Genomic DNA, 19795 nt, shown 5'->3' on the forward strand with positions numbered 1-19795 from the left:
AAGGCTGCGAAGTGATTCGGCGCGGCGCCTCTCAGCCCGATGATCTGCCTGGCTTTTCGATGCTGATTTGGCCCAAGAGGTCATGCAATCTGCGCCTTTCGTCCCGGCTGAGCACAGCGCCGTTCTCGGCCACATCGTACTCCGCCCTGTCTTCCTGCCCGCTGCGCCGGGCCTGCTCTGCGGCCCGTGCTGCCTCTGACACGCGCCAGGTCAGCCCTTCATCCGCGACACCATCCAAGTCCTCCACAGCCTCGGCCATCTCGGCATCAAGGCCACGGGTGCTTTGCAGCTTGGCGAGTTCTTCGGCAATGGTCAGACGCGCCTTGTCCAGATCGCCGGGGACCCGAATGCACGGCACAATGGCCACATGGCGTTGAGACATCAGGTTTTCAAGAGGCTCCGGCCCCAACGCCTCCGAAATGCGGGTGTGTAGCGCGCCGGCATCCAGATCCATGTGCCGCAACATCAGATCACGGAGATCCGCATGCAGCGGGTCACTGCAGCGCATCTGTTCCAGACCGCTCTCAAAAGGTTCGATCAGTTCGGGGCGGGTCAGAAGAACCGCAAGAACCACGGCCTCCCGCAGATGATCTGTGGCGCCTGGGTCCGCCGCTGCTGCAAGCACCGAGGCCTTGGTGGAGGCCAGCGCCGTTGGTGACGCCGTCCAGCGCCGCCCTGCCCCGCCAGACCGGGGCCCGGCACCGCGCTGAGGGCGGAACAGCTGCCAGCGTAAGTCTTTGATTTCCTGACCGTAGTGGCTGCGGATGGACGGGTCCTTGATCTGCGTGATCTTGTCGCGCAGCGTCTTGTCGAGCGCGGCCTTGCGCTCGGGGCTGTCAAAGACCTTGCCCTCTGTCTCGCGCTGCCAGAGTAGCCGCACCATGGGCATGGCCTCATCGAGCAGCTTTTGCAGCGCAGGCGCCCCGTCGGCGCGCAGCAAATCGTCCGGATCCTTGCCCGGCGGCATGATCGCAAAACGCAGCGATTGGCCCGCCTGCAAGAGCGGCAGCGCCAGATCGATCAGCCGCATGGCCGCCCGCAGCCCCGCGGTGTCTCCATCCAGGGCGACAATCGGTTCGGGCGCGATGCGCCAGAGCATCTGCAACTGGTTTTCCGTCACCGCCGTGCCCAAAGGTGCCACCGCCGCCTCAAACCCGTAGGAGGCCAGCGCGATCACATCCATATAGCCTTCGGCAACGATCAACGGTTGGCCCTTGCCTGCAGCCGTGCGCGCAGGGCCGTGGTTGAACAGGCTGCGCCCCTTGTCGAAAAGCGCGGTTTCGGGCGAGTTCAGGTATTTGGCGTTGTCATTCGGGTCCATCGCCCGCCCGCCAAAGGCGATTGCCCGCCCCCGCGCATCGCGGATCGGGAAGATGATGCGGCCCCGGAATGTATCATAGGGCTTGCCGCCTTTGTTCGACGGTTTCGCCAGACCGGCATCGAGGATCAGCTGATCCTCCACGTTCTTGGCCTTGAGATGATCCCAGAGCCCCTGCCACTGATCGGGCGCAAAGCCGATCTCCCACCGCTCCAGCGCTGCCGCATCCAGGCCACGCCGGTCGAGATAGGTGCGCGCCTCCGCCGCCGCGCCGGTGTTCAGTTGCAGGCGGAAGAACTTCACCGCCTGCTCCATCACCTCGGCCAACTGGCTGCGTTTGTCGGCCTTCTGCTGCGCCTGCGGGTCGCGCGCGGGCATGGTCATCCCCGCCTCGCGCGACAGGATCTCCACCGCCTCCATGAAGCCCACATTCTCCGTCTCGCGCACAAAGGAGATCGCATCGCCTTTGGCGTGACAGCCAAAGCAGTAGTAAAACCCCTTGCGGTCATCGACGTGGAAACTGGCCGATTTCTCCTGGTGGAAGGGGCACGGCGCCCACATGTCGCCTTTGGCCTGGTTGGACTTGCGCATGTCCCACATGACCTTGCGCCCGACCACGGAGGTCAGGCTCAGGCGGGTGCGCAGTTCGTCCAAGAATCCGGGTGGCAGGCTCATCGCCGGGATGATGCCACAGCGCAGCCCCCGGCGAAAGCAGTCACATCACTGCGCGAGGCAGGCGTCCTTCCAGACCGCCGCCAGATCATTGTCGCGCACATCCTTGCGCGGCATCTCGTAGATCCAGGGCGTGACCAGCGGGATCGCGTTGTTGAAGTTCTCAGGCCAGCTCGGCTCGCCCGCCAGCACAGTCTTCTCGACGTCGCGCTCCTTCACGCGGTCAAGCCGCGCCTGACGGATCGCTGCCACCACCTCGGCCTGATAGCCACAGCTGACTTCTTTTTCGGTTTCGGCCAGCGCCGGGGCTGCTGTGACGGCCAAAGCCGCTGCCAGAATGAAACGCACCATATATTTCCACCTCACTAGATTTGGGGCAGTCTACCCGCGCGCGGCGACAGCTTCCATAGCCTCTTTGAGGTCATGAGCAAGTGTCCGCGCCATCGACCGAAACACCAGGATCAGAAAGCTCTCCGGCCCTGTTCGCGTGATGGAGGCCGCCATATGTTTGACCAACGTGCGCGCCGCGTGGCCGGTTGCGAAATGCGCCTGCCGCAGGTCGATGGGCACCAGCCGGGCCAGCACATCCTCCGCCGCAGCCCCCGAGACGACAACCGACGCCCAGGCATCCGACTGATCCGTCAGCGCGGCGTGCTCTGCCATCGATGCATCACAAGGCGGCCCGGCCAGCAAGGCCATGTCTCGCCCAAACCAGATCGCCCGCGCCCCGTCCTTGCCCGTAGCGCGATTGAGCTTGGGGAAACGCATACCATGTGCCGCACGCAGCGCGTCAGAGGTTGCCCCGCCTTGCCCGGCATAAGGTGCGATGGATGTCAGCACCCCGAGATCCACTTCGACAACCTGCACATCGCCGATCGCAAGCGGCAGCAGACCGGCGCAGGGGCTCTTGGCGATCAGCTCAACCACGGGCGCGCCCTCCCTCCGGGTCGAAAAAGACCGGATCACAGATCTCCACCTCGGCCTCCAGACCGCGCATGTGATCGACACAGCGGATCACCTCTCCGAGGCGGTCCGGGCCATGCTGCAGAAATCCAAGCGCGATGTGATGGCCCAAGGTCGGGGAAAACGCAGCAGAAGTTGTATAGCCAAGGCTGGTCTCCGGCGTCATGGCCACGCTCGTGTCAAAGAGATGTGCGCCTGCGCTGAGCGTTGCGTCCTCCCCCACCGACTTCAGCCCCACCAGCCGCTCGCGGCCCGGATCGACCAGCCCCTCGCGCGCGGCCATGGTCTTGCCGATGCAGTCTTTCTTGCCGCTCACCATCCGCGCAAAGCCAATGTCGAAGGCGGTTGTGCGCCCGTGAATCTCTGCGTGCGTGATGTGCCCTTTCTCCAGCCTGAGCACGTTGAGCGCTTCCATCCCATAGGCCCCGCCCCCCAGTGCCTCGGCGCGCGCCACCAGCAGCTTGAACAGGCTCTCGCCAAAGCGTGCGGGCACGGCGACCTCATAGGCGTGTTCACCGGAGAAGGAGATCCGGAAAAGCCGCCCTCGAACGTCACAGAGCATGATCTCACCGCAGGCCATGAAGGGCCAACTGTCGTTGTCAATCGGCTGCTCCAACACCGCGTTCAGTAGCGCGCGTGACTTAGGCCCCGCCACGGCGAACTGCGCCCATTGCTCCGTCACCGAGGTGAAGCGCACATCAAGATGTGGGCAGAGCACCTGATGCACAAACTCCAGATGCCGCATCACCTGCCCGGCGGCCGCTGTTGTGGTCGTCATGACGAAATGCTCCGGGCCAAGCCGCGCCGTTGTCCCGTCGTCCATGACAAAGCCGTCTTCGCGCAGCATCAGCCCATAGCGCACGCGCCCCACTTTCAGCGTGGAAAAGCCGTTGGTGTAGACAAAATCCAAAAGCTCCGCGGCACCCGGCCCCTGCAGGTCGATCTTTCCCAGGGTCGAGACATCGCAGACGCCCACCGCATTGCGCACATACCCCACCTCGCGGTCGCAGGACTGCCGCCAATGGGTCTCGCTGTCTTGTGGGAAATAGCTGGGCCGATACCAGAGCCCCGCCTCGATCATCGGCGCGCCGCGCACCACGCTCTCCGCGTGAGAGGTGGTGAGCCGCTGCGGCGCAAAACCCATCCCCTGCGCCCCGGCCCCGAAGGTGGCCACAGACACAGGCGAAAACGGCGGGCGGAAGGTCGTTATGCCCGTCTCTGGGATGCCCCGCCCCGTGACATCCGCCAGCACAGCCAGCGCCCCAACATTGGAGTTCTTGCCCTGATCTGTCGCCATGCCTTGGGTGGTGTAGCGCTTCATGTGCTCGACGGAGCGGAAGTTCTCGACCGCTGCTTGCCTCACGTCCTTCACGGTCACGTCATTCTGAAAATCGAGCCAGGCGCGGCCTTTGCCCGGCACCGCCCAGAGCGGCGCAATCCGGTAGGGGGTATCCTCCGCCTCCGGGACCAAAGCCCCGCGTGGGGGTTTCAGACCCAGATCCTTAAGGACCTCTTTCGCGGCTACAGCGCCGGCCGTCAGGCAGGCCTGCGTGCTGAACTCTCCCGCACAGGCCCCCACCGCCACAAGGCCGGGGATGCTGCCCGGGGTCGGGACGAAACTCGCGATATCCTCGCGCCAGGTGGGCCGGCCATTCATATGACAGGTCACATGCACCGTCGGGTTCCAGCCGCCCGACATGGCCAGACAATCGACCTCAATCTCCTTTCGACCATCCGCCGCCTGCACCGAAATCCGCTTGAGCCCCAGACGCCCGGTGCTGCCGGTGACCACCGCGCCGCTGTAGACCCGGCAATCCACGCCGGGATGCGCAATGTCCTCTCTGCTGTCGATCAGCGCCGCAACCTCAACGCCCGCCGCTTCAAGATCACGGGCCGTGCGATGCGCGTCATCGCAGTTTCCAAAGACCGCCACGCGCCGTCCCGGACTCGCGCCCCACCGGTTGAGATAGGCCCGCACGGCCCCCGCCGTCATGATGCCGGGCCGGTCATTGTTCTCGAATGCCACAGGCCGCTCAATGGCACCTGCCGCGAGGATCGCGTGCTTGGCCACGATGCGCCAGAATGTCTCCCGCACACCACCCTCGGGAGGCCTTGCCCGATGCGCGTTCACCCGCTCGACAGCGGCATAGGTGCCGTGATCATAGGCGCCAACCACGGCAGTCCGGTGCATCAGGCGCACATTTGGCATCCCGCACAGTTCCGCAATGGCCTGAGCCGCCCAGTCCGACCCGGCCAACCCCTCCACCTGGAAGGTCTCCGCGTTCAGCCGTCCACCAAACCGGCTGTCTTCCTCAACCAAAAGCACATCGGCCCCGGCGCGCCCCGCCGTCAGCGCCGCCATCAGACCCGCAGGCCCCGACCCGATGACCAAGAGATCGCAAAACGCATAGGCTTTCTCATGACGATCCGCAGCATGCGCCCCACTCAGCGCGCCCAGACCAGCCGCGCGCCGGATCACCGGCTCATACAGCCGCTCCCAAAAGCCGCGTGGCCACATGAAGGTCTTGTAGTAGAACCCCGCGCCCAGAAACGGCCAGGCCAGATCATTCACCGCCATGGCATCCAACTTGAGCGACGGCCAGGCATTCTGCGCCCGCGCGTCAAGCCCGTCGTGGATCTCCAGCATCGTGGCGCGCACATTCGGCTCCTGCACAGCACCGCGCCCGATGGTCACCAGCGCGTTGGGCTCCTCGCTGCCTGCACTCAGCACACCGCGCGGACGGTGATACTTGAACGACCGCCCCATCAGCCGCACACCCTTGGCCAGCAAAGCCGAGGCCAGCGTATCGCCCTCAAACCCGGTGTGGCCAATCCCCTCGAACTGGAAGCGTATCGGCTTTGACCGATCCACAAGCCCTTTGCCGTCGATCCTCATGCCTGCGCCTCATCCAGCACCAGCGACACGCCCAAAACCTCATGCGTACTTGTGTTGCGCTCGACCACCAGCCAAGCACCACAGCCCGCCTCATGCTGCCACAACTCACGCCGCACGCCCGCCGGATTGTCGCGCAGGTGCAGGTATTCATCCCACGCCTCTGCACCCGCACCCGGCGCGGGCCGTGCCAAGGCCTCGCCTTGATAGTAGAACTCCCGACGATCCCGCGCGCCGCAGATCGGACAGGTCAGCCGCATGCGCGCCCGCTCCCCTTCATTCTTCCCAAAATACTCAAAAAATGACGCATGTTCAGCCGCCCTCAATGCAGATTGTGTTGAGAGCCGGTGCCCTCTTCATCCAGAAGGCCGCGCCCGGTGCGGAACCGATCAAACCGGAACGCCGCCGCCGTCTCATGATGCTGTCCTGTCGCCATCAGATGCGCAAAGGCATAACCCGATGCAGGCACCGCCTTGAACCCGCCATAACACCACCCGCAGTCGATAAAGAGCCCGTCCGTCTCCGTCCTGTCGATGATCGGAGAGCCATCGGGCGTCATATCCATGATCCCGCCCCAGCTGCGCAACAGCTTCGCCTGCCCGATCATCGGCATCAGCGTCATGCCCGCCTCCATCACATGCTCTGCCGTCGGCAGGTTCCCCCGGCTGGCATAAGAGGCGTAGAAATCCAGATCGCCCCCAAAAACAAGCCCGCCCTTGTCGGACTGGCTGATGTAGAAATGCCCCATGCCAAAAGTCACCACATGGTCGATGCAGGGCTTTAACCCTTCGGTCACGAAAGCCTGCAGCACATGGCTTTCGATCGGCAGACGCATTCCGGCCATCGCCGCCACTTGGCTGGAGCGCCCGGCCACGACGATCCCGACCTTCTTCGCGCGGATCGCCCCGCGCGTGGTCTGCACTCCGCATACCGCGCCGTTTTCAATATCGATGCCGGTGACCTCGCAGTTTTGCAAAAGGTCAACACCGCGCCGGTCAGCCCCCCGGGCGTAGCCCCAGGCGACCGCGTCATGCCGCGCGGTGCCCCCGCGCGGATGATAAAGCCCGCCGTAAATCGGAAAGCGCGTGTTCTCGAAATCGAGATAGGGCAGATGTTGCCGCACGCCCTCCCGGTCGAGCAGGATCGCATCATCCCCCTGAGTGATCATCGCATTACCGCGCCGGACAAAAGCATCGCGCTGCCCGTCGGAATGAAAGAGATTGATGATCCCGCGCTGCGAATGCATCACGTTGTAATTGAGATCCTCCTCCAACCCCTCCCAAAGCTTCAGCGAATGGCTGTAGAATTCCGAATTCCCCGGCAGGAAATAATTCGCCCTCACGATGGTGGTATTGCGCCCGATGTTGCCGCCGCCGATGTAGCCCTTCTCCAGAACCGCAATATTGGTCAACCCGTGGTTTTTCGCCAGATAGTAGGCCGTGGCAAGCCCATGTCCGCCGCCTCCGATAATCACCGCGTCATAGGCGGCCTTGGGCTCCGGGTCACGCCAATGCGGCGCCCAGCCTCTATTCCCGGTCAGACCTTCCTTCAGAACGCGCAGGCCCGAAAACGTCACGATGTGCTCCCTTGTGCTACGAGCCGGAGACTATCAGGGCCAATACTGCCCCCTCCCCCGAAACCGACCTAAGATGTCGCGGAAAGACACGCGCGGCTATTCGACATAGGCTGCAGCCCTCTGGGTCTGGTCCAGCACCAGAGGCGGTGACACAGGCGCGCCGAACGCGTCAAAGAACGGGCTTTGCCGTGCGGTCCCGTTCAGATAGGCCGCCAGCGTCCGCTTGAGCAGCCCGCCCAACATGCGCCCAAGACCCTTGTCGCGGCGCGGGCCACCCGGCAGGGCCGCCTTGGTGAACCCCAATGTGGCGACCGGGCCAAAGGGGTCTGTCTGCGCGAACAGCGGGCGCCACATGCCGGCCAGCGGCATCCGCGATGATCCGACGGTATTGGCCAGGGGCGTGTTGCAACAGCGCGCATACCAGCGATGCAACCCTTTGGGAGAGAGGCGCAGGCAGGCGATCTGATCCTCCCCGTCGGTGATCTCGATCCGCGCGGGTAGCACCTGCACCAGCGGGCAGCCGCCGCCGGGTTCAAGGTCATCTATGCGGCCCATGTGGCGCGCAAAAGCCCGGCAGTCTTTGCAGTAACACAGAAGGTGGCACCCGGTCGCCGGTGACACCTCGTGCAGCACCCCCTTCAAGGTGCCGCAGGAACATGAAAACGCAACCTCGGTCATCTCGCCCACTCCAGATGAGGTGTGGCGCTGTCACGCATCCCGAAGGATCGGGCAGCGCCGATCTGAGCCGGACGTTACGCCGAGGTTGGCAGGCTCACAAGCCCTTGGCGCGGTAGCTGGTCGCGACCCGGTCAATGGCCACCAGATAGGCCGCCGTGCGCAGGTCTTCGACGTCATCCCGCCCGTGCCAGACATGCGCCATGGCCTGATAGGCAATGCGCATGGTGTCATCGAGACCGGACCGCACCAGTTCAAGCTCATCGGCGCCGCGGAGATACTTTTCCTTGAAATCCGGGCTCAGCTCCCAGTCAAAGCCCTTGTCGCGCGACAGCCGCTCCAGCTCCCCCACGATCAACTGGTGGCGCGATTCCTCCTGCCGCCGCCCCATGCGGCCAAAGCGGATATGACTGAGATTCTTGACCCACTCGAAATAGCTCACCGTCACACCACCGGCGTTGGCATACATATCGGGGATGATCACGATCCCGCGCTCGCGCAGGATTTGGTCCGCCCCTGCGGTCACCGGGCCGTTCGCCGCCTCGATGATCAGCGATGTCTTGATCCGGTCCGCATTTTGCAGATTGATCACGCCTTCCAGCGCCGCTGGAATCAGAATGTCACACTCCTCCTCCAGCACCTTTGCGCCGTCTTTCACATGGTGCATGTCCGAATAGCCCGAGATGCCGCCATGCTTGGCGATCCAGTCGCGCACCCGGTCCACATCGAGACCATCCGGGTTGAACAGCGCCCCGTCCCGCTCGATGATGCCGGTCACGATGCTGCCATCCTCGTCCCGCAGGAATTTCGCGGCGTGGTACCCCACGTTGCCAAGACCCTGCACAATGACACGCTTGCCGTCCAAATCGCCGCTGAGGCCCGCTTTCTTCACGCCCTCTTCGTCGCGAAAGAAGGCACGCAAGGCATATTGCACACCCCGCCCCGTGGCCTCGACCCGGCCCGCAATACCGCCGGCGTGCGGCGGTTTGCCTGTCACACAGGCATTGCCATTGATGTCGGTCGTGTGCATCCGTTTGTACTGATCCGCGATCCAGGCCATCTCCCGCTCACCCGTGCCCATGTCCGGCGCAGGCACGTTCTGCGAGGGATTGATCAGATCGCGCTTGATCAGCTCATAGGCAAAGCGGCGGGTGATCTGCTCCAGTTCATGCTCATCCCAGTCGCGCGGGTCGACACAGAGCCCACCCTTGGAGCCGCCAAAAGGCGCCTCCACGAGCGCGCATTTGTAAGTCATCAGCGCGGCCAGCGCCTCGACCTCGTCCTGATCCACGTTCATGGCATAGCGGATACCGCCCTTGACCGGCTCCATATGTTCGGAATGCACCGACCGATAGCCGGTGAACGTCTGGATCTTGCCGCGCAGCCGCACACCAAACCGGACCGTATAGGTCGCGTTGCACACCCTGATCTTTTCTTCCAACCCCGGAGAGAGATCCATAAGCCCCACGGCCCTGTTGAACATCTGATCAACGCTTTCGCGGAAGCTGGGCTCCATACTGTGTTTATTCACTGTCTTTCTCCTGGTGGTGCCAGTGTTTCTGATTTGGCGACAATCGCACCCTATGATGGTGAGTCGTTCAATGCCAGTTTTTTGGGCGGAGTGTGTATATTCAGTGAATTCTACTCATGCGGTATCATCGGGCAGGCAAATCCTGGGCAACACCGCTGCCCGACGTGGCATGAAGGACACTTTGAAACGTCGCGCATCTTTGGCCAACTGCCGCGTGCCCTTTGAAGACAACGCCAATGGGGCGGACAATACAGGCTGTCTTCGAATGTCCACAGCCGGTTGGTGGTAACTCTCAGGCGATCCACTCGAAGACGTAACCCGCCCCGAGCGATCCAAGAACAGCGAGCAACAGATACAGCATGAATGGCTTTTGTTTCAAAATTGGCGCAATGGCCATCGCGCCCCAGATGCTGACCACCCCGCCCGAGACCAGAAAGGCCATGGCCGCGCCTTCGGACATGCCGTTGTCAATCAACCCGCGTGTCAAAGGAAGCGCCGCATAGCCGTCGATGTACGCCGGAGCGCCGACAAAGACGGCTGCGGGTATCGCCCACCACTGATCCTCGCCAACATATGCGGCTAGCGCGCCAGGCGTCAGTGCGGCGTTCAAGGCATACTCGGCGGCGAATGCGGGAATGAGGCAAATCAGGATCAGCCGTGTCGTGGCCCGGGCCTGTTTCCCAAAAGACTGCCTGCGCGCCGCAGACCGCCAGACCCATGGATCAAAGGGCTGATCCTCACCACATCTTGCAGCACTGAGACGGCGCGCAAGACCATTGTCTCTCAGCGCATTTTTGGTCCAGGGCGCTTGGGAGAAGAGCCCGGTGACCGCCCCTCCGAACAGACCCAGGCCAAAAGCTGCAAGCGTTTTGCCAACCGCAAAGCTCAGCCCCAGCGTCGCGGCAGTGGTCGCCAGCATGGCCGGGTCCGTGATCGGTGAGGACAGCCAGAACGCCATGATCGGCGCGAGCGGCACGCCGGCGGCCAGCAATCCGGCCATCAAGGGCAACACGGTCACGCCGCAAACCGGTGTGATGGCCCCGATCAGCGATGCGGCCACCACTGTTCGGAGCGTCCTGCCCTCAAATGCCCCAGCGATGTGACTGCCCGCGCCGCTGGCAATGATCCAAGCCGCAAGCGCGATGCCCGGAATGACGATTGGGGAGACGACAATCAGGCCCCAAATGACGAATTTTGCGACGTTCACCACATGATCCGGCCACGCAAGACCGACACCCGCCAACATCAAAATGCAAATGCCCCACACAAGGGGTTTCCGGTTTGAAAGTCGGTGAGCGACGGTTTGATCGGACATCGGAGACTCCTTTGGCCTTGAAAACTAGCCGCTCACAAAGCATGTGTGAAACGGATACTTTCAATGACAGGCATTGGCAAAACAGATGGCAGCCCTCGACAGTGATCTTCTGCGCACCTTCGTTGCCGTGGCCGAGGCGGGCAGCGTCACGGAGGGTGCCGCCCGCATTTACCGCTCTCAATCTGCCACGAGTCTTCAGATCAAACGGCTCGAAACCGTCCTGGGCCGCCCGGTGTTTGAACGGCATGGGCGCGGCGTCGTCCTGAGCGATACGGGTCGGACATTGTTACCGGTTGCCAAGGATGTCACAGCGCGTCTGGATGCGGTCCTGCGGGACATTTCCCAAGATGCTGTGCGCGGTAAACTCCGCCTCGGCATTCCTGACGATCACGGGCGCAGCAAACTCGCAGAGATCATTGCAGCTTTCACCCGTCATCATCCAGAGGTCGAATTGGATGTCACCTGCGCGCTGAGCACCACCTTCCCCGAAGCCCTGGGCAAGGGTGTGTTGGACCTCGCGATCTATGAGGTCGAACGCCCGTCGAGCCATGAGGAGGTCCTCTATGAAGACCCAACCTGCTGGGTCTCGTCGACCAGTCGGCGTTTCTCGCCCGATGAAACTCTCCCCGTGGCCTTGTTCGATCACGCGTGCTGGTGGCGTGACGCAGCTATCGCGTCTCTGAAAGCCAGCGGAACGCCATACCGCATGGTCTACTCCAGCCAAAGCGTCTCTGGCGTCATCGCCGCGGTCGAAGCCGGCGTTGCCGTGGGGCTTCTCGGTCGCTCTTCACTGCATGCGGGTCTGTCGGTGGTCAATGACACCCTGGGCTTGGAGAACACGCCGTCCTCAAAGCTGGTCATGGTTTCAGGTCAGCAAAAAGAAACGGAACCGACGCTCGCCATGAAAGCGGCCATACGAGCTGCGTTTTTGGTGCGCCGCGATTGATGAGCGATGTCATGCCATTGGGCAGATTCAAAATGGCGCAGGCAATCAGGGTTGCACAAAAACCGGTGATGGATGCGCGTGACAGAGCCATAGAGTGCTACGTCCAGTTTGGTTTTGTGAAAACAAAGTAAGGTCAGCATCGCGGCGATCTGCCTACGCTTCAATCGCCTGATCTCGCGTCATGATCACCTCTCGGGTGATCTGCCACCTGCCATCCTCGAACACGAAATCAATGCTGAGAGAGATGAGCTGATAGCGTCCGGTCGCATCATTCTTGCGGCTCACCACAATGTGGCCATGTGTGTCGTCGGCCTCGACCAGGTGATACCGCACCCACGGGTCATCGTCTTTCAACGCGCCCATGTTGTTCTTGATGAACGCCATAAACCCGGTTTTGTCATTGCGCATCAGGGTGCCGTCATTGAGCAGAACATAGGTCTGCATATCCGGGTGATAGAGGTCGTCCAGCACCTCGAAAGAGTGTCCTGACACACCGTGGATCAAACCATCAAGTGTCTGTTTGACCGCCGAGACATTGGGGTGGTTTTCCGTCATTGCCATTGTGCTTCTCCTTTCGACAGCAGGTGTTGGGGGGTCGGTTGCGCGGATCATTCGGTGGCGTAATTGCTGAACATGTCGAGCACGATCTGCCACGGAGCCTCCGCACTCTCACGTTCAAGGACGTAGATGTAGGAGCCTTCAAGCTGGAAACCCTGGCTTTCGACCGAGGCTTTGGTGACGCCCTTCATAACCGCCTGTGTGCCATCCTTGGAGATGAACAAATCTTCCACTGTATGCGACAGCCTGCCCTTGTTCTCACTCATGAAGGTGATCGTTTGGCGAGGGACCCCATCACGTCCCTGCGCAGGCCGTGTCGCGGGCGCGATCCAGAAGGCATCTTCGTCATAAAGGGCGATCAGACCGGCCGCGTCATGTGTCGCAGCGAGGTCGTTGAACCGGTCGTTGAAGATGATCAGGCTCTCACGCGCTTGGGCTTGGGCCGCTGTTTCGGCAACGGCTGGCAGCGCCAAAGAGGCAACGACAGCAATAGTGGAGAGGGCGGATGCCAAGCGCATGAGCTTGTCCTTTCAAGATCGTTCAGTCGTTTTAAGGGGTGAGAGAGAGCGGGCCCTATGCCGCGCGTGTCCCCCGAATAGGATAGTTGTTTTCAGGATTGCGGATGAAACCAAGACCACCAAGCAGGCTTTTCAGATCTGGCCGCGCAAAAGGCGCGTTGGAAATGTCAGTCACCTGAACCTGCCCATCGGCATTCACCACAAAGATACCGGGTTCCGCGAAGGGGTGATCCGTCTCTTCTGCTGAACGGGGATCGGACACGTAAAGCCCAAGTTCATACATCTGATCGAGGCTCAGATCATAGCCAACCGGGTAGCTCGGCTGCACAAGTGCGATCTGGTCTGTGGCTTTGGCTTCGGGGTCCGCGGAAACGGCCACGACGTCCACTCCGAGCGCGTGAAACTCGGGAAGCACCGCCTCCAACTCCTTCAGATAGCTGGTGCACAACGGACAATGCCTGCCGCGATAGACGACCACCATTTGCCAATCGTAGCCTTCTTGTGGCCGACCGAGCACCATCTGCCCCCCGCCAAGCTTGGGAACGGTGACGTCTGGAAACTGCGCTCCGGCGGGTGTTTTTTGCGAGGTCATTATCGTCATCCTTGTGTTTTGTGATGATCGATATAAAATCGATCCAAAATGGAATGTCAAAGGTTTTGTAATGAACGTAACAAAAAAAGTTGGGCGGCCAAAAAACTTCGACCGCGACGATGCCCTCGCAAAAGCTATCGGGGTGTTCTGGATACATGGATATGAGGGGGCATCCATGAAACTGCTGACCGCCTCGATGGGGATCAACAGCCCAAGCATTTATGCGGAGTTCGGCGACAAGCACGCCCTGTATCTTGAAGCAATCAACAGCTACGCGTCGAATGATGCCTGCACGCCATTGGTTGCCTTGGAAACCGTCACCGATATTGCTCAAGCCGTCCGCGCATTCTTTGAATCGGTCATCGACTATTCCACCCACCATGCCAGTGGCGCCAAGGGATGCTTCCTTGTCTCCTGTGTTGCGACAAGTGCAGGGCATGTGGAGGGAACCGCCGAGTTGCTGCGCGACGCAATTGCGTCGACAGACCGACGCATTAGGGCGCGCCTTGATCAGGACATCGAAAAGGGAACACTGCCACAAAACTTCCCAAGTGCGGATCGCGCCAAGCTCATGTTCGACCTGAGACAGGGTATGGTGTTCAGAGCGCGCGCAGGTTTCCCCGATGCCGAGCTCGCCAGAGACATAGAAAAATATGTGAGCGCCGTTCTGGCGGAGCCTGACAGCTGATCAGGGTGCACGGGGCAGCCGACGCACCTTGATCTCCTCTGACGCCATCGCTTCGATCTGCATGGAGGTGCTGGTTCAAAACCTGGGGCAGCTGGAGATATGAACGTTAAAGGTGTCCCATGGTCGACAGCTCCCTAAGCCGCGACCGACTTTGCCCCTCATCTGCCCGCTTTTCGCCACATTGACGTGTTAGGACAATCGTTCACGCGTCTGGCTTCGCGCCGGCGCCAAAGGCAAAGAACGGTGACCAGATGGCAGGGGACGTATCTGCAAGATCAAAACCCCGGAGATTTTTGCATTTTGCGCAGAACGAAGACGGTGTCGTCACCATCTTTTCGATCTTCATCATGCTCATGATGCTTATGGTCGCAGGGATCGGCGTGGATCTCATGCAGAACGAGATGCGCCGCACGGCCTTGCAAAACACTGTCGACCGCGCGGTTCTGGCGGCCGCCGATCTGGATCAGACCCGCCCTCCCACAGAGGTGGTCGAGGATTACTTCGCCAAAAGCGGCTTGCGCGAACATCTGACCAGCGTTCAACCCAACAGCGCGTTGAACTACCGCAATATCGCGGCAGAAGCCTATATGGAGACCGATACGCAGTTCATGTCGCTGCTCGGTGTCGACACGCTGCCCGTGCCCGCAGCCAGCCAGGCCGTCGAAGACGTCCCGAATGTCGAGATCTCGCTGGTGCTCGACTACTCCCAATCGATGAACAGTCAAAGCAAGATGGTGAACCTGCACGCGGCGGCCAAGACTTTTGTCGACATTGTCCTGAGAGGCTCTGCCAGCACGGTGACGTCGATCAACCTTGTGCCCTATGCTGGGCAAGTGAACCCGGGCCCCTGGATGTTCCAGCGTCTGGGCGGGGTGAGATATGCCACGCGCGCGATGGACGCCGCCGATGGCGGCATTCCGGAGCATTTGAGCCACACGCAGCTGCCAGAGGGTGCGGAAGGTGGCACAGGCCCTGACCCGGACGTCCGCTATGTCTATCCCAACACATCCTCCTGTCTGGAGTTCTCCGATACCGCGTTCTTTCAGGACGACCTGCGCGTGGGCACCTATGATCAGACCCCCTATTTCGATGGCTATCGGCATTCCAACAGCCCGCTGTTTGTCTCCAATGACGACCCTGATGGTGCACCGCAACGCGCCGTGGATGACCGAGGCAACCCGCTCAACACAATCGAATGGGGGTGGTGCCCGGAAGACATCACCGCGATCACCTATGCGTCGAACAATGCAGCCGCGCTGAAGCGCGAGATCGAGCGTATGCCGATGTATGACGGCACGGGCACGCCCTATGGCATGAAATGGGGTCTGGCCTTGCTCAACCCCGCGACCCGGCCGCTCTTTGCTGAGATGGCAGCCCCCGCGGTTGGCCTTGTGCGGCCCGAGTTTGCCGAGCGCCCTGCCGCCTTCTCGGACACCGAAACGGTCAAATACATCGTGCTGATGACCGACGGCGGTATCACCCGGCAGACCCGGCCGGCTGACTATTTCGACGAAGAGAATACAAGCGTATCGATGACGCAGCGCAGCGGCGACAGGGTGACCGTCACCGACTGGGCGCGCAATGTGGAGTTCTTCTATGCGCAGTGCGATCTGGCCAAACACCCCTCGCGCAATGTCGTGATTTACACCATCGCCTTTGAAGCCCCCGGCACCCCGGAAGATCAGATGAAATACTGCGCCTCCAGCGACAGCCACTTCTTCCGCGCCACTGGCCGGGAGCAGATCACCGCCGCCTTTGCCACCATCGCGCGCAAGATCAACGAACTCAGGCTGACCCAATGATTGCGCGCCTTTGCTCCTGCCTGCGCCGCTTCAAGAGCGACGAAGAGGGTCACATGATCATCGAGTTTGCGATCATCGTGCCCGCCATCTTCAGCATGTTTCTGGCCTCGGTCGAATTCGGCCTGTACTCCATGCGGCAGATGTTCCTTGATCGCGGGCTCGATCTGGCGGTGCGCGAGATCCGGCTGAACACCGGCATCGACATCGATGGCGACGGGGTGGTCGATCTGGACCATGATACCGTGAAACAGAAGGTCTGTGACTACGCGGGCTTTCTGAACACACATGGCAGCAACAACTGCGACAGCACCCTGCGCCTGGAAATGGAGCCGGTTGATCCATTTGCCTATGTGGGGCTGTCGGGCCGGGCGGATTGCGTCGATGTCACACAACCTGTGAACCCGCCGCGCGGCTTCACCAACGGGGTGGAAAATGAGCTGATGCTGCTGCGCGCCTGCGTGAAGTTCGACCCGGTCTTCCCGACCACGGGCCTCGGTCGCGCCTTTGAAAAGGACGGTGCGGGCAAAGCCATGATGGTCTCCATGTCCGCCTTCGTGCAGGAGCCGATCTGATGACACGGCGCTGGCTTGCCAGATGCCTCCGGGGACTGCGACGGTTTGCCCATCGGGAGGACGGCAACATCGCGCTGGAGACGGTGATCATCGCGCCGATCCTCTTCTGGGCCTATATGGCCACGGTCACCATCTTCGACGCCTACCGCCAGCACAGCATCAACCAAAAGGCGGCCTATACCATCGGCGATATGGTGTCGCGCGAAGATCGTGCGCTCAACGCCGCCTATCTGACCGGGGCGCGCAGCCTCTTTGACAGCCTCGCCCGCTCCGCCGAGCCGTCCAGCGTGCGGATCACCTCGGTCTGGTATGATGCCGCCAATGATCTCTATGTCTGCGAATGGTCCCAGTCGCGGGGCACGGTGCCGCCCGCCACCTTGGCCGAAGTGGAGAACTGGGACGTGCGGTTGCCCGTTCTGCCCAACTTCGAGCGCATCACCGTTGTGGAGACATGGGCGCGGTATTCGGCCCCCTTCAATGTGGGCATCGCAGATCACGACATCCACAACTTCATCTTCACGCGGCCCCGCCGCGCGCCGTCGATCACATGGGATGGCAATGGCGCCTGTGTCTGAGTGCTAAGGCGCGCTGTCGCCCTGCTCACGCTCGGCCAGCATCACCGCAATGATCTCTGCCATAAATTTGGTCTGACGCCCGGGCGTCATCCCGCCCACGCCAACCCGCCGCCCCACGCGCCACCACAGCCCCGGGCGCCACTGGCGCGGCACAGGCCTCGACAGCCGCAGCAGGAATCCATTGGACGGTTTGAACGCAAAGGCGCCCCGGTCGATCCCGGCGATATCCGCCACCTGCGCGATCACCGTTCCGCTGCTCTCGCGCAACTCCATCCGCGTCAGTTCAAGCACATGCGCGGTGGAGCGGCGCATCGCATCCGCCACCATCAGGGCCGTGACCCCGAGCGCCACCAGAAACACCTGCCAGCCAAGGCTCGGCGGCGCGGCAAAGGCCACATAGATCACCAGCGCGCCCAGAACCATCAGCAGGCCAATCCCCAGAAAGCGCCGCCCGGCAGAGGCCTGCACGGTTGCGAGAATCTCGGTGTCACTGGAATCGGGCATGGCGGGCACCTTTTGTTCAGGGTCCGCGCCTCCTACCCTGCGGGCGGGGTCTCGTCCAGCCGTGACAGGGCCGGCATCAGCCTGCGCAGGCTCAGCGGGCGGTAGTCAGACCGTCCGGCGACCCGAAGGCGCACCGTATCATGCACGTCGATGCTCTGATCCGGGCCCTGCCGCCAGCGCAGCAATCGCGGCACCCAACGGTAGAGCCAACCATGATCGTCGATCTCGGATGTGGCCGTCACGGGGTTCAGCGGCACGTCGGGGATCGCGACCCCGGGGGTCAGCCGCAGCCCCTGCCGCGCGGCGCCTTCCCAGATCCAGGCCAGCGCGATATCGGCCAGCGCCCGGGTCTGCGCGGAGCCACCGACAATGCCGTGATCTCCCACAAACCACATTTGCTGGTACGGGCGGTCCGGGCTGCTGTCACCCTGGTTCAGGCCAGAGGCATCCGGGGCGTCGTCGAGATTGTCCCAAAGCGTCGGGATGTAAGGTTTGCGGCGCTCGTCCAGCGCAACCGCGTGGCGGGCGGCTTCCACCAGATGCGACAGCCGCGTGTCGTGAAAGGCGTAGCGGGCATTCCACCACCGCGCCCAGCGGCCAAAGACCGGCTCTGGAATGCCAAGCGCGCCCACCGTATCCCAGACGCCCAGGTAGGCAATGCGCACCAAATGGCTGTCATCAGCGCGCGCGCGGATATCCGTCTGGCTGGTGGCATATCTGGGTGACAGAATCTGCCGCGCGGCCCGGATATGCGGCTGATCCGGCGCATTGCGCGCACCGCGCCGCCGGTAGAGGCGAAAGGCCCGGCGCAGATTGGCCGGTGTCGGGTCCTCCAGGATGCCGCATTTGCGGATCAGCCCCGCCAGCGACCGCGCCGTGAAAGCACCGCGCGAAAACCCGAAGATCAGGATTTTGTCACCGGGCTGATAACACTGACAAAGCTGCAGATAGGTCGATGCGATGTTGCGGTTGAGGCCCCAACCGAAGAGCCCGCCCCCCACACGGCTGAGCCAGCGGCCCAATCCGCTGATCCGGCCCGTGCCCGTGCCAACCCCTTCGGTGTAGATCACGATCTGCTCCGGGCTGCGCAGGCAGGCCCGCGACAGCCGCAACACATGGGTGGGCGCCTCCGATTGGGTGGAATTCCACGTGCCGTCACAAAAAATCGCGATATGTGCCATTTGCCAACCCCTCTTTGTGCCTTAGACATGCCGGAAGGCACCCCACTATTGGCTTAAGGCCGCGTGCGGTGGTGTAAAACCTCAACCGGCTGAAGCCGGGTAAGGGAGCCATTTCATGTCGCAGCACCTGCTTGCTATCCTGACCTTTGCTCTGACCCTGACCTTCGCGGCTTCGCCACTGATCGTGACCGATTTCAGTGGGTTCGCACCGGAGCAATTCCCTGTGCCGCAAGACGACCCACCCGTGCAGCCAGCAGGCTACGCCTTTGCAATCTGGGGTGTGATTTATCTCTGGCTAATCGCGGGCATGGCATTTGGCGCGCTCCGCCGAAGCGCAGAAGCAGACTGGCAGGCCATGCGACCGCCGCTCTGTGTCTCCCTGCTGGTCGGCACCGGCTGGCTCGCTGTGGCCGAACGCGACCCGATCTGGGCCACAGTGCTGATCTGGATCATTCTGATCAGCGCCCTCCTGGCGCTCTACCGCGCGCCGCGTCGGGATCGGATCTGGGCGGCGTACCCGCTGGGGCTCTACGCAGGCTGGCTCAGCGCTGCGAGTTGCGTGTCTCTAGGGTTGGTCACGGCAGGCTATGGTTTGATGAGCGCATCAACAGCGGCGCTGGTCCTTGTCTTTGCAGCCCTTGTGCTCGCCTCTGCGATACAGTCGACGCTGGGCCGCACGCCCACCTATGCGCTGGCGGTCATCTGGGCGCTCGCGGCAGTGGTCGCCCAGAACGTCGCGGGAAATCAGATCGTCGCGGCCCTGGCAGGCGGTGGTGCGCTGGCGCTTCTCAGACCGATGATCAAAGCGCGGCGGGCAGAACGACCCGCAGAGTAGCGGCGGCCTAAAGCCCGCAGTACCTGCCAGCACGACCGGTCAATCCCAGCAGGTACGGCGGGCTTTAGGCCGCCGCCTCCG

General features: G+C 62.2%; 20 protein-coding genes. 6 read left to right on the top strand and 14 right to left on the bottom strand.

Going from position 1 to position 19795, the window contains the following annotated elements:
* Window positions 1-31: 31 nt before the first annotated feature.
* The 9 genes from dnaG to So717_RS19105 all read right to left on the bottom strand — a co-directional run bounded on the left by dnaG (window position 32) and on the right by So717_RS19105 (window position 10943).
* Entirely contained in the window at window positions 32-1993 is a 1962-nt protein-coding gene (dnaG, locus tag So717_RS19065; RefSeq protein WP_159980281.1) for a DNA primase, read from the bottom strand.
* A gap of 45 nt (window positions 1994-2038) precedes the next feature.
* Window positions 2039-2341, bottom strand: coding sequence for a hypothetical protein (locus So717_RS19070; protein WP_159980282.1), 303 nt, complete (start codon window positions 2339-2341; stop codon window positions 2039-2041).
* A 30-nt stretch (window positions 2342-2371) separates the two neighbouring features.
* Window positions 2372-2917 (bottom strand): sarcosine oxidase subunit gamma, encoded by a 546-nt coding sequence (locus So717_RS19075; RefSeq protein ID WP_159980283.1) that lies wholly within the window; start codon window positions 2915-2917, stop codon window positions 2372-2374.
* Window positions 2910-5849, bottom strand: a complete 2940-nt coding sequence (locus So717_RS19080) for a sarcosine oxidase subunit alpha family protein (RefSeq protein ID WP_159980284.1) — start codon at window positions 5847-5849, stop codon at window positions 2910-2912. Before So717_RS19080 ends, So717_RS19075 begins: the two co-directional genes overlap by 8 nt.
* Complete coding sequence (locus tag So717_RS19085; protein WP_159980286.1) at window positions 5846-6106, bottom strand: sarcosine oxidase subunit delta; 261 nt, start codon at window positions 6104-6106, stop codon at window positions 5846-5848. Before So717_RS19085 ends, So717_RS19080 begins: the two co-directional genes overlap by 4 nt.
* 62 nt (window positions 6107-6168) lie before the next feature.
* Entirely contained in the window at window positions 6169-7422 is a 1254-nt protein-coding gene (locus So717_RS19090; RefSeq protein WP_159980288.1) for a sarcosine oxidase subunit beta family protein, read from the bottom strand.
* A 96-nt stretch (window positions 7423-7518) separates the two neighbouring features.
* Entirely contained in the window at window positions 7519-8100 is a 582-nt protein-coding gene (locus So717_RS19095) for a DUF6151 family protein (RefSeq protein WP_238841091.1), read from the bottom strand.
* Window positions 8101-8194: 94 nt separating this feature from the next.
* Complete coding sequence (locus So717_RS19100) at window positions 8195-9613, bottom strand: Glu/Leu/Phe/Val family dehydrogenase (protein ID WP_159980460.1); 1419 nt, start codon at window positions 9611-9613, stop codon at window positions 8195-8197.
* A gap of 307 nt (window positions 9614-9920) precedes the next feature.
* Window positions 9921-10943 carry a permease gene (locus So717_RS19105; protein WP_159980292.1) on the bottom strand — a complete coding sequence of 341 codons (1023 nt, stop codon included), beginning with the start codon at window positions 10941-10943 and terminating at the stop codon, window positions 9921-9923.
* A gap of 85 nt (window positions 10944-11028) precedes the next feature.
* Between So717_RS19105 and So717_RS19110 the strand changes: the two genes are divergently transcribed.
* Window positions 11029-11889, top strand: coding sequence for a LysR substrate-binding domain-containing protein (locus So717_RS19110; RefSeq protein WP_159980294.1), 861 nt, complete (start codon window positions 11029-11031; stop codon window positions 11887-11889).
* Between the two features lie 153 nt (window positions 11890-12042).
* Here So717_RS19110 and So717_RS19115 read toward each other — a convergent pair whose 3' ends face one another.
* From So717_RS19115 to So717_RS19125, 3 genes are read right to left on the bottom strand one after another with little or no spacing between them, the layout of a single operon-like run.
* Window positions 12043-12450, bottom strand: a complete 408-nt coding sequence (locus So717_RS19115; RefSeq protein WP_159980296.1) for a nuclear transport factor 2 family protein — start codon at window positions 12448-12450, stop codon at window positions 12043-12045.
* A gap of 47 nt (window positions 12451-12497) precedes the next feature.
* Entirely contained in the window at window positions 12498-12965 is a 468-nt protein-coding gene (locus tag So717_RS19120; protein ID WP_159980298.1) for a YybH family protein, read from the bottom strand.
* Window positions 12966-13020: 55 nt separating this feature from the next.
* Entirely contained in the window at window positions 13021-13557 is a 537-nt protein-coding gene (locus So717_RS19125) for a peroxiredoxin-like family protein (RefSeq protein WP_159980300.1), read from the bottom strand.
* Window positions 13558-13627: 70 nt separating this feature from the next.
* Between So717_RS19125 and So717_RS19130 the strand changes: the two genes are divergently transcribed.
* From So717_RS19130 to So717_RS19145, 4 genes are all read left to right on the top strand, one after another.
* Window positions 13628-14245 carry a TetR/AcrR family transcriptional regulator gene (locus So717_RS19130; RefSeq protein ID WP_159980462.1) on the top strand — a complete coding sequence of 206 codons (618 nt, stop codon included), beginning with the start codon at window positions 13628-13630 and terminating at the stop codon, window positions 14243-14245.
* A 293-nt stretch (window positions 14246-14538) separates the two neighbouring features.
* The gene (locus So717_RS19135) at window positions 14539-16047 is read left to right on the top strand and encodes a TadE/TadG family type IV pilus assembly protein (protein ID WP_238841095.1); all 1509 of its coding nucleotides are present in this window, start codon (window positions 14539-14541) and stop codon (window positions 16045-16047) included.
* The gene (locus So717_RS19140; protein WP_159980304.1) at window positions 16044-16619 is read left to right on the top strand and encodes a TadE/TadG family type IV pilus assembly protein; all 576 of its coding nucleotides are present in this window, start codon (window positions 16044-16046) and stop codon (window positions 16617-16619) included. Before So717_RS19135 ends, So717_RS19140 begins: the two co-directional genes overlap by 4 nt.
* Window positions 16619-17194, top strand: a complete 576-nt coding sequence (locus So717_RS19145) for a TadE/TadG family type IV pilus assembly protein (RefSeq protein ID WP_159980306.1) — start codon at window positions 16619-16621, stop codon at window positions 17192-17194. The genes So717_RS19140 and So717_RS19145 overlap by 1 nt, the downstream gene beginning before the upstream one ends.
* Window positions 17195-17197: 3 nt before the next feature.
* On the opposite strand, the gene So717_RS19150 is transcribed toward So717_RS19145, so the two are convergent.
* Together So717_RS19150 and So717_RS19155 are read right to left on the bottom strand one after the other, a co-directional pair.
* On the bottom strand, window positions 17198-17698 hold the full coding sequence (locus tag So717_RS19150) for a hypothetical protein (RefSeq protein ID WP_159980308.1): 501 nt from the start codon (window positions 17696-17698) through the stop codon (window positions 17198-17200).
* A 32-nt stretch (window positions 17699-17730) separates the two neighbouring features.
* Window positions 17731-18879: a T6SS phospholipase effector Tle1-like catalytic domain-containing protein gene (locus So717_RS19155; protein WP_159980310.1), complete on the bottom strand. Its 1149-nt coding sequence runs from the start codon at window positions 18877-18879 to the stop codon at window positions 17731-17733.
* Between the two features lie 115 nt (window positions 18880-18994).
* Here So717_RS19155 and So717_RS19160 point away from each other — a divergent pair, with 115 nt between their 5' ends.
* Window positions 18995-19714 (top strand): TspO-related membrane protein, encoded by a 720-nt coding sequence (locus So717_RS19160; protein WP_159980312.1) that lies wholly within the window; start codon window positions 18995-18997, stop codon window positions 19712-19714.
* Window positions 19715-19795 lie beyond the last annotated feature (81 nt).

The organism is Roseobacter cerasinus (assembly GCF_009811755.1).
Classification (GTDB): domain Bacteria; phylum Pseudomonadota; class Alphaproteobacteria; order Rhodobacterales; family Rhodobacteraceae; genus Roseobacter; species Roseobacter cerasinus.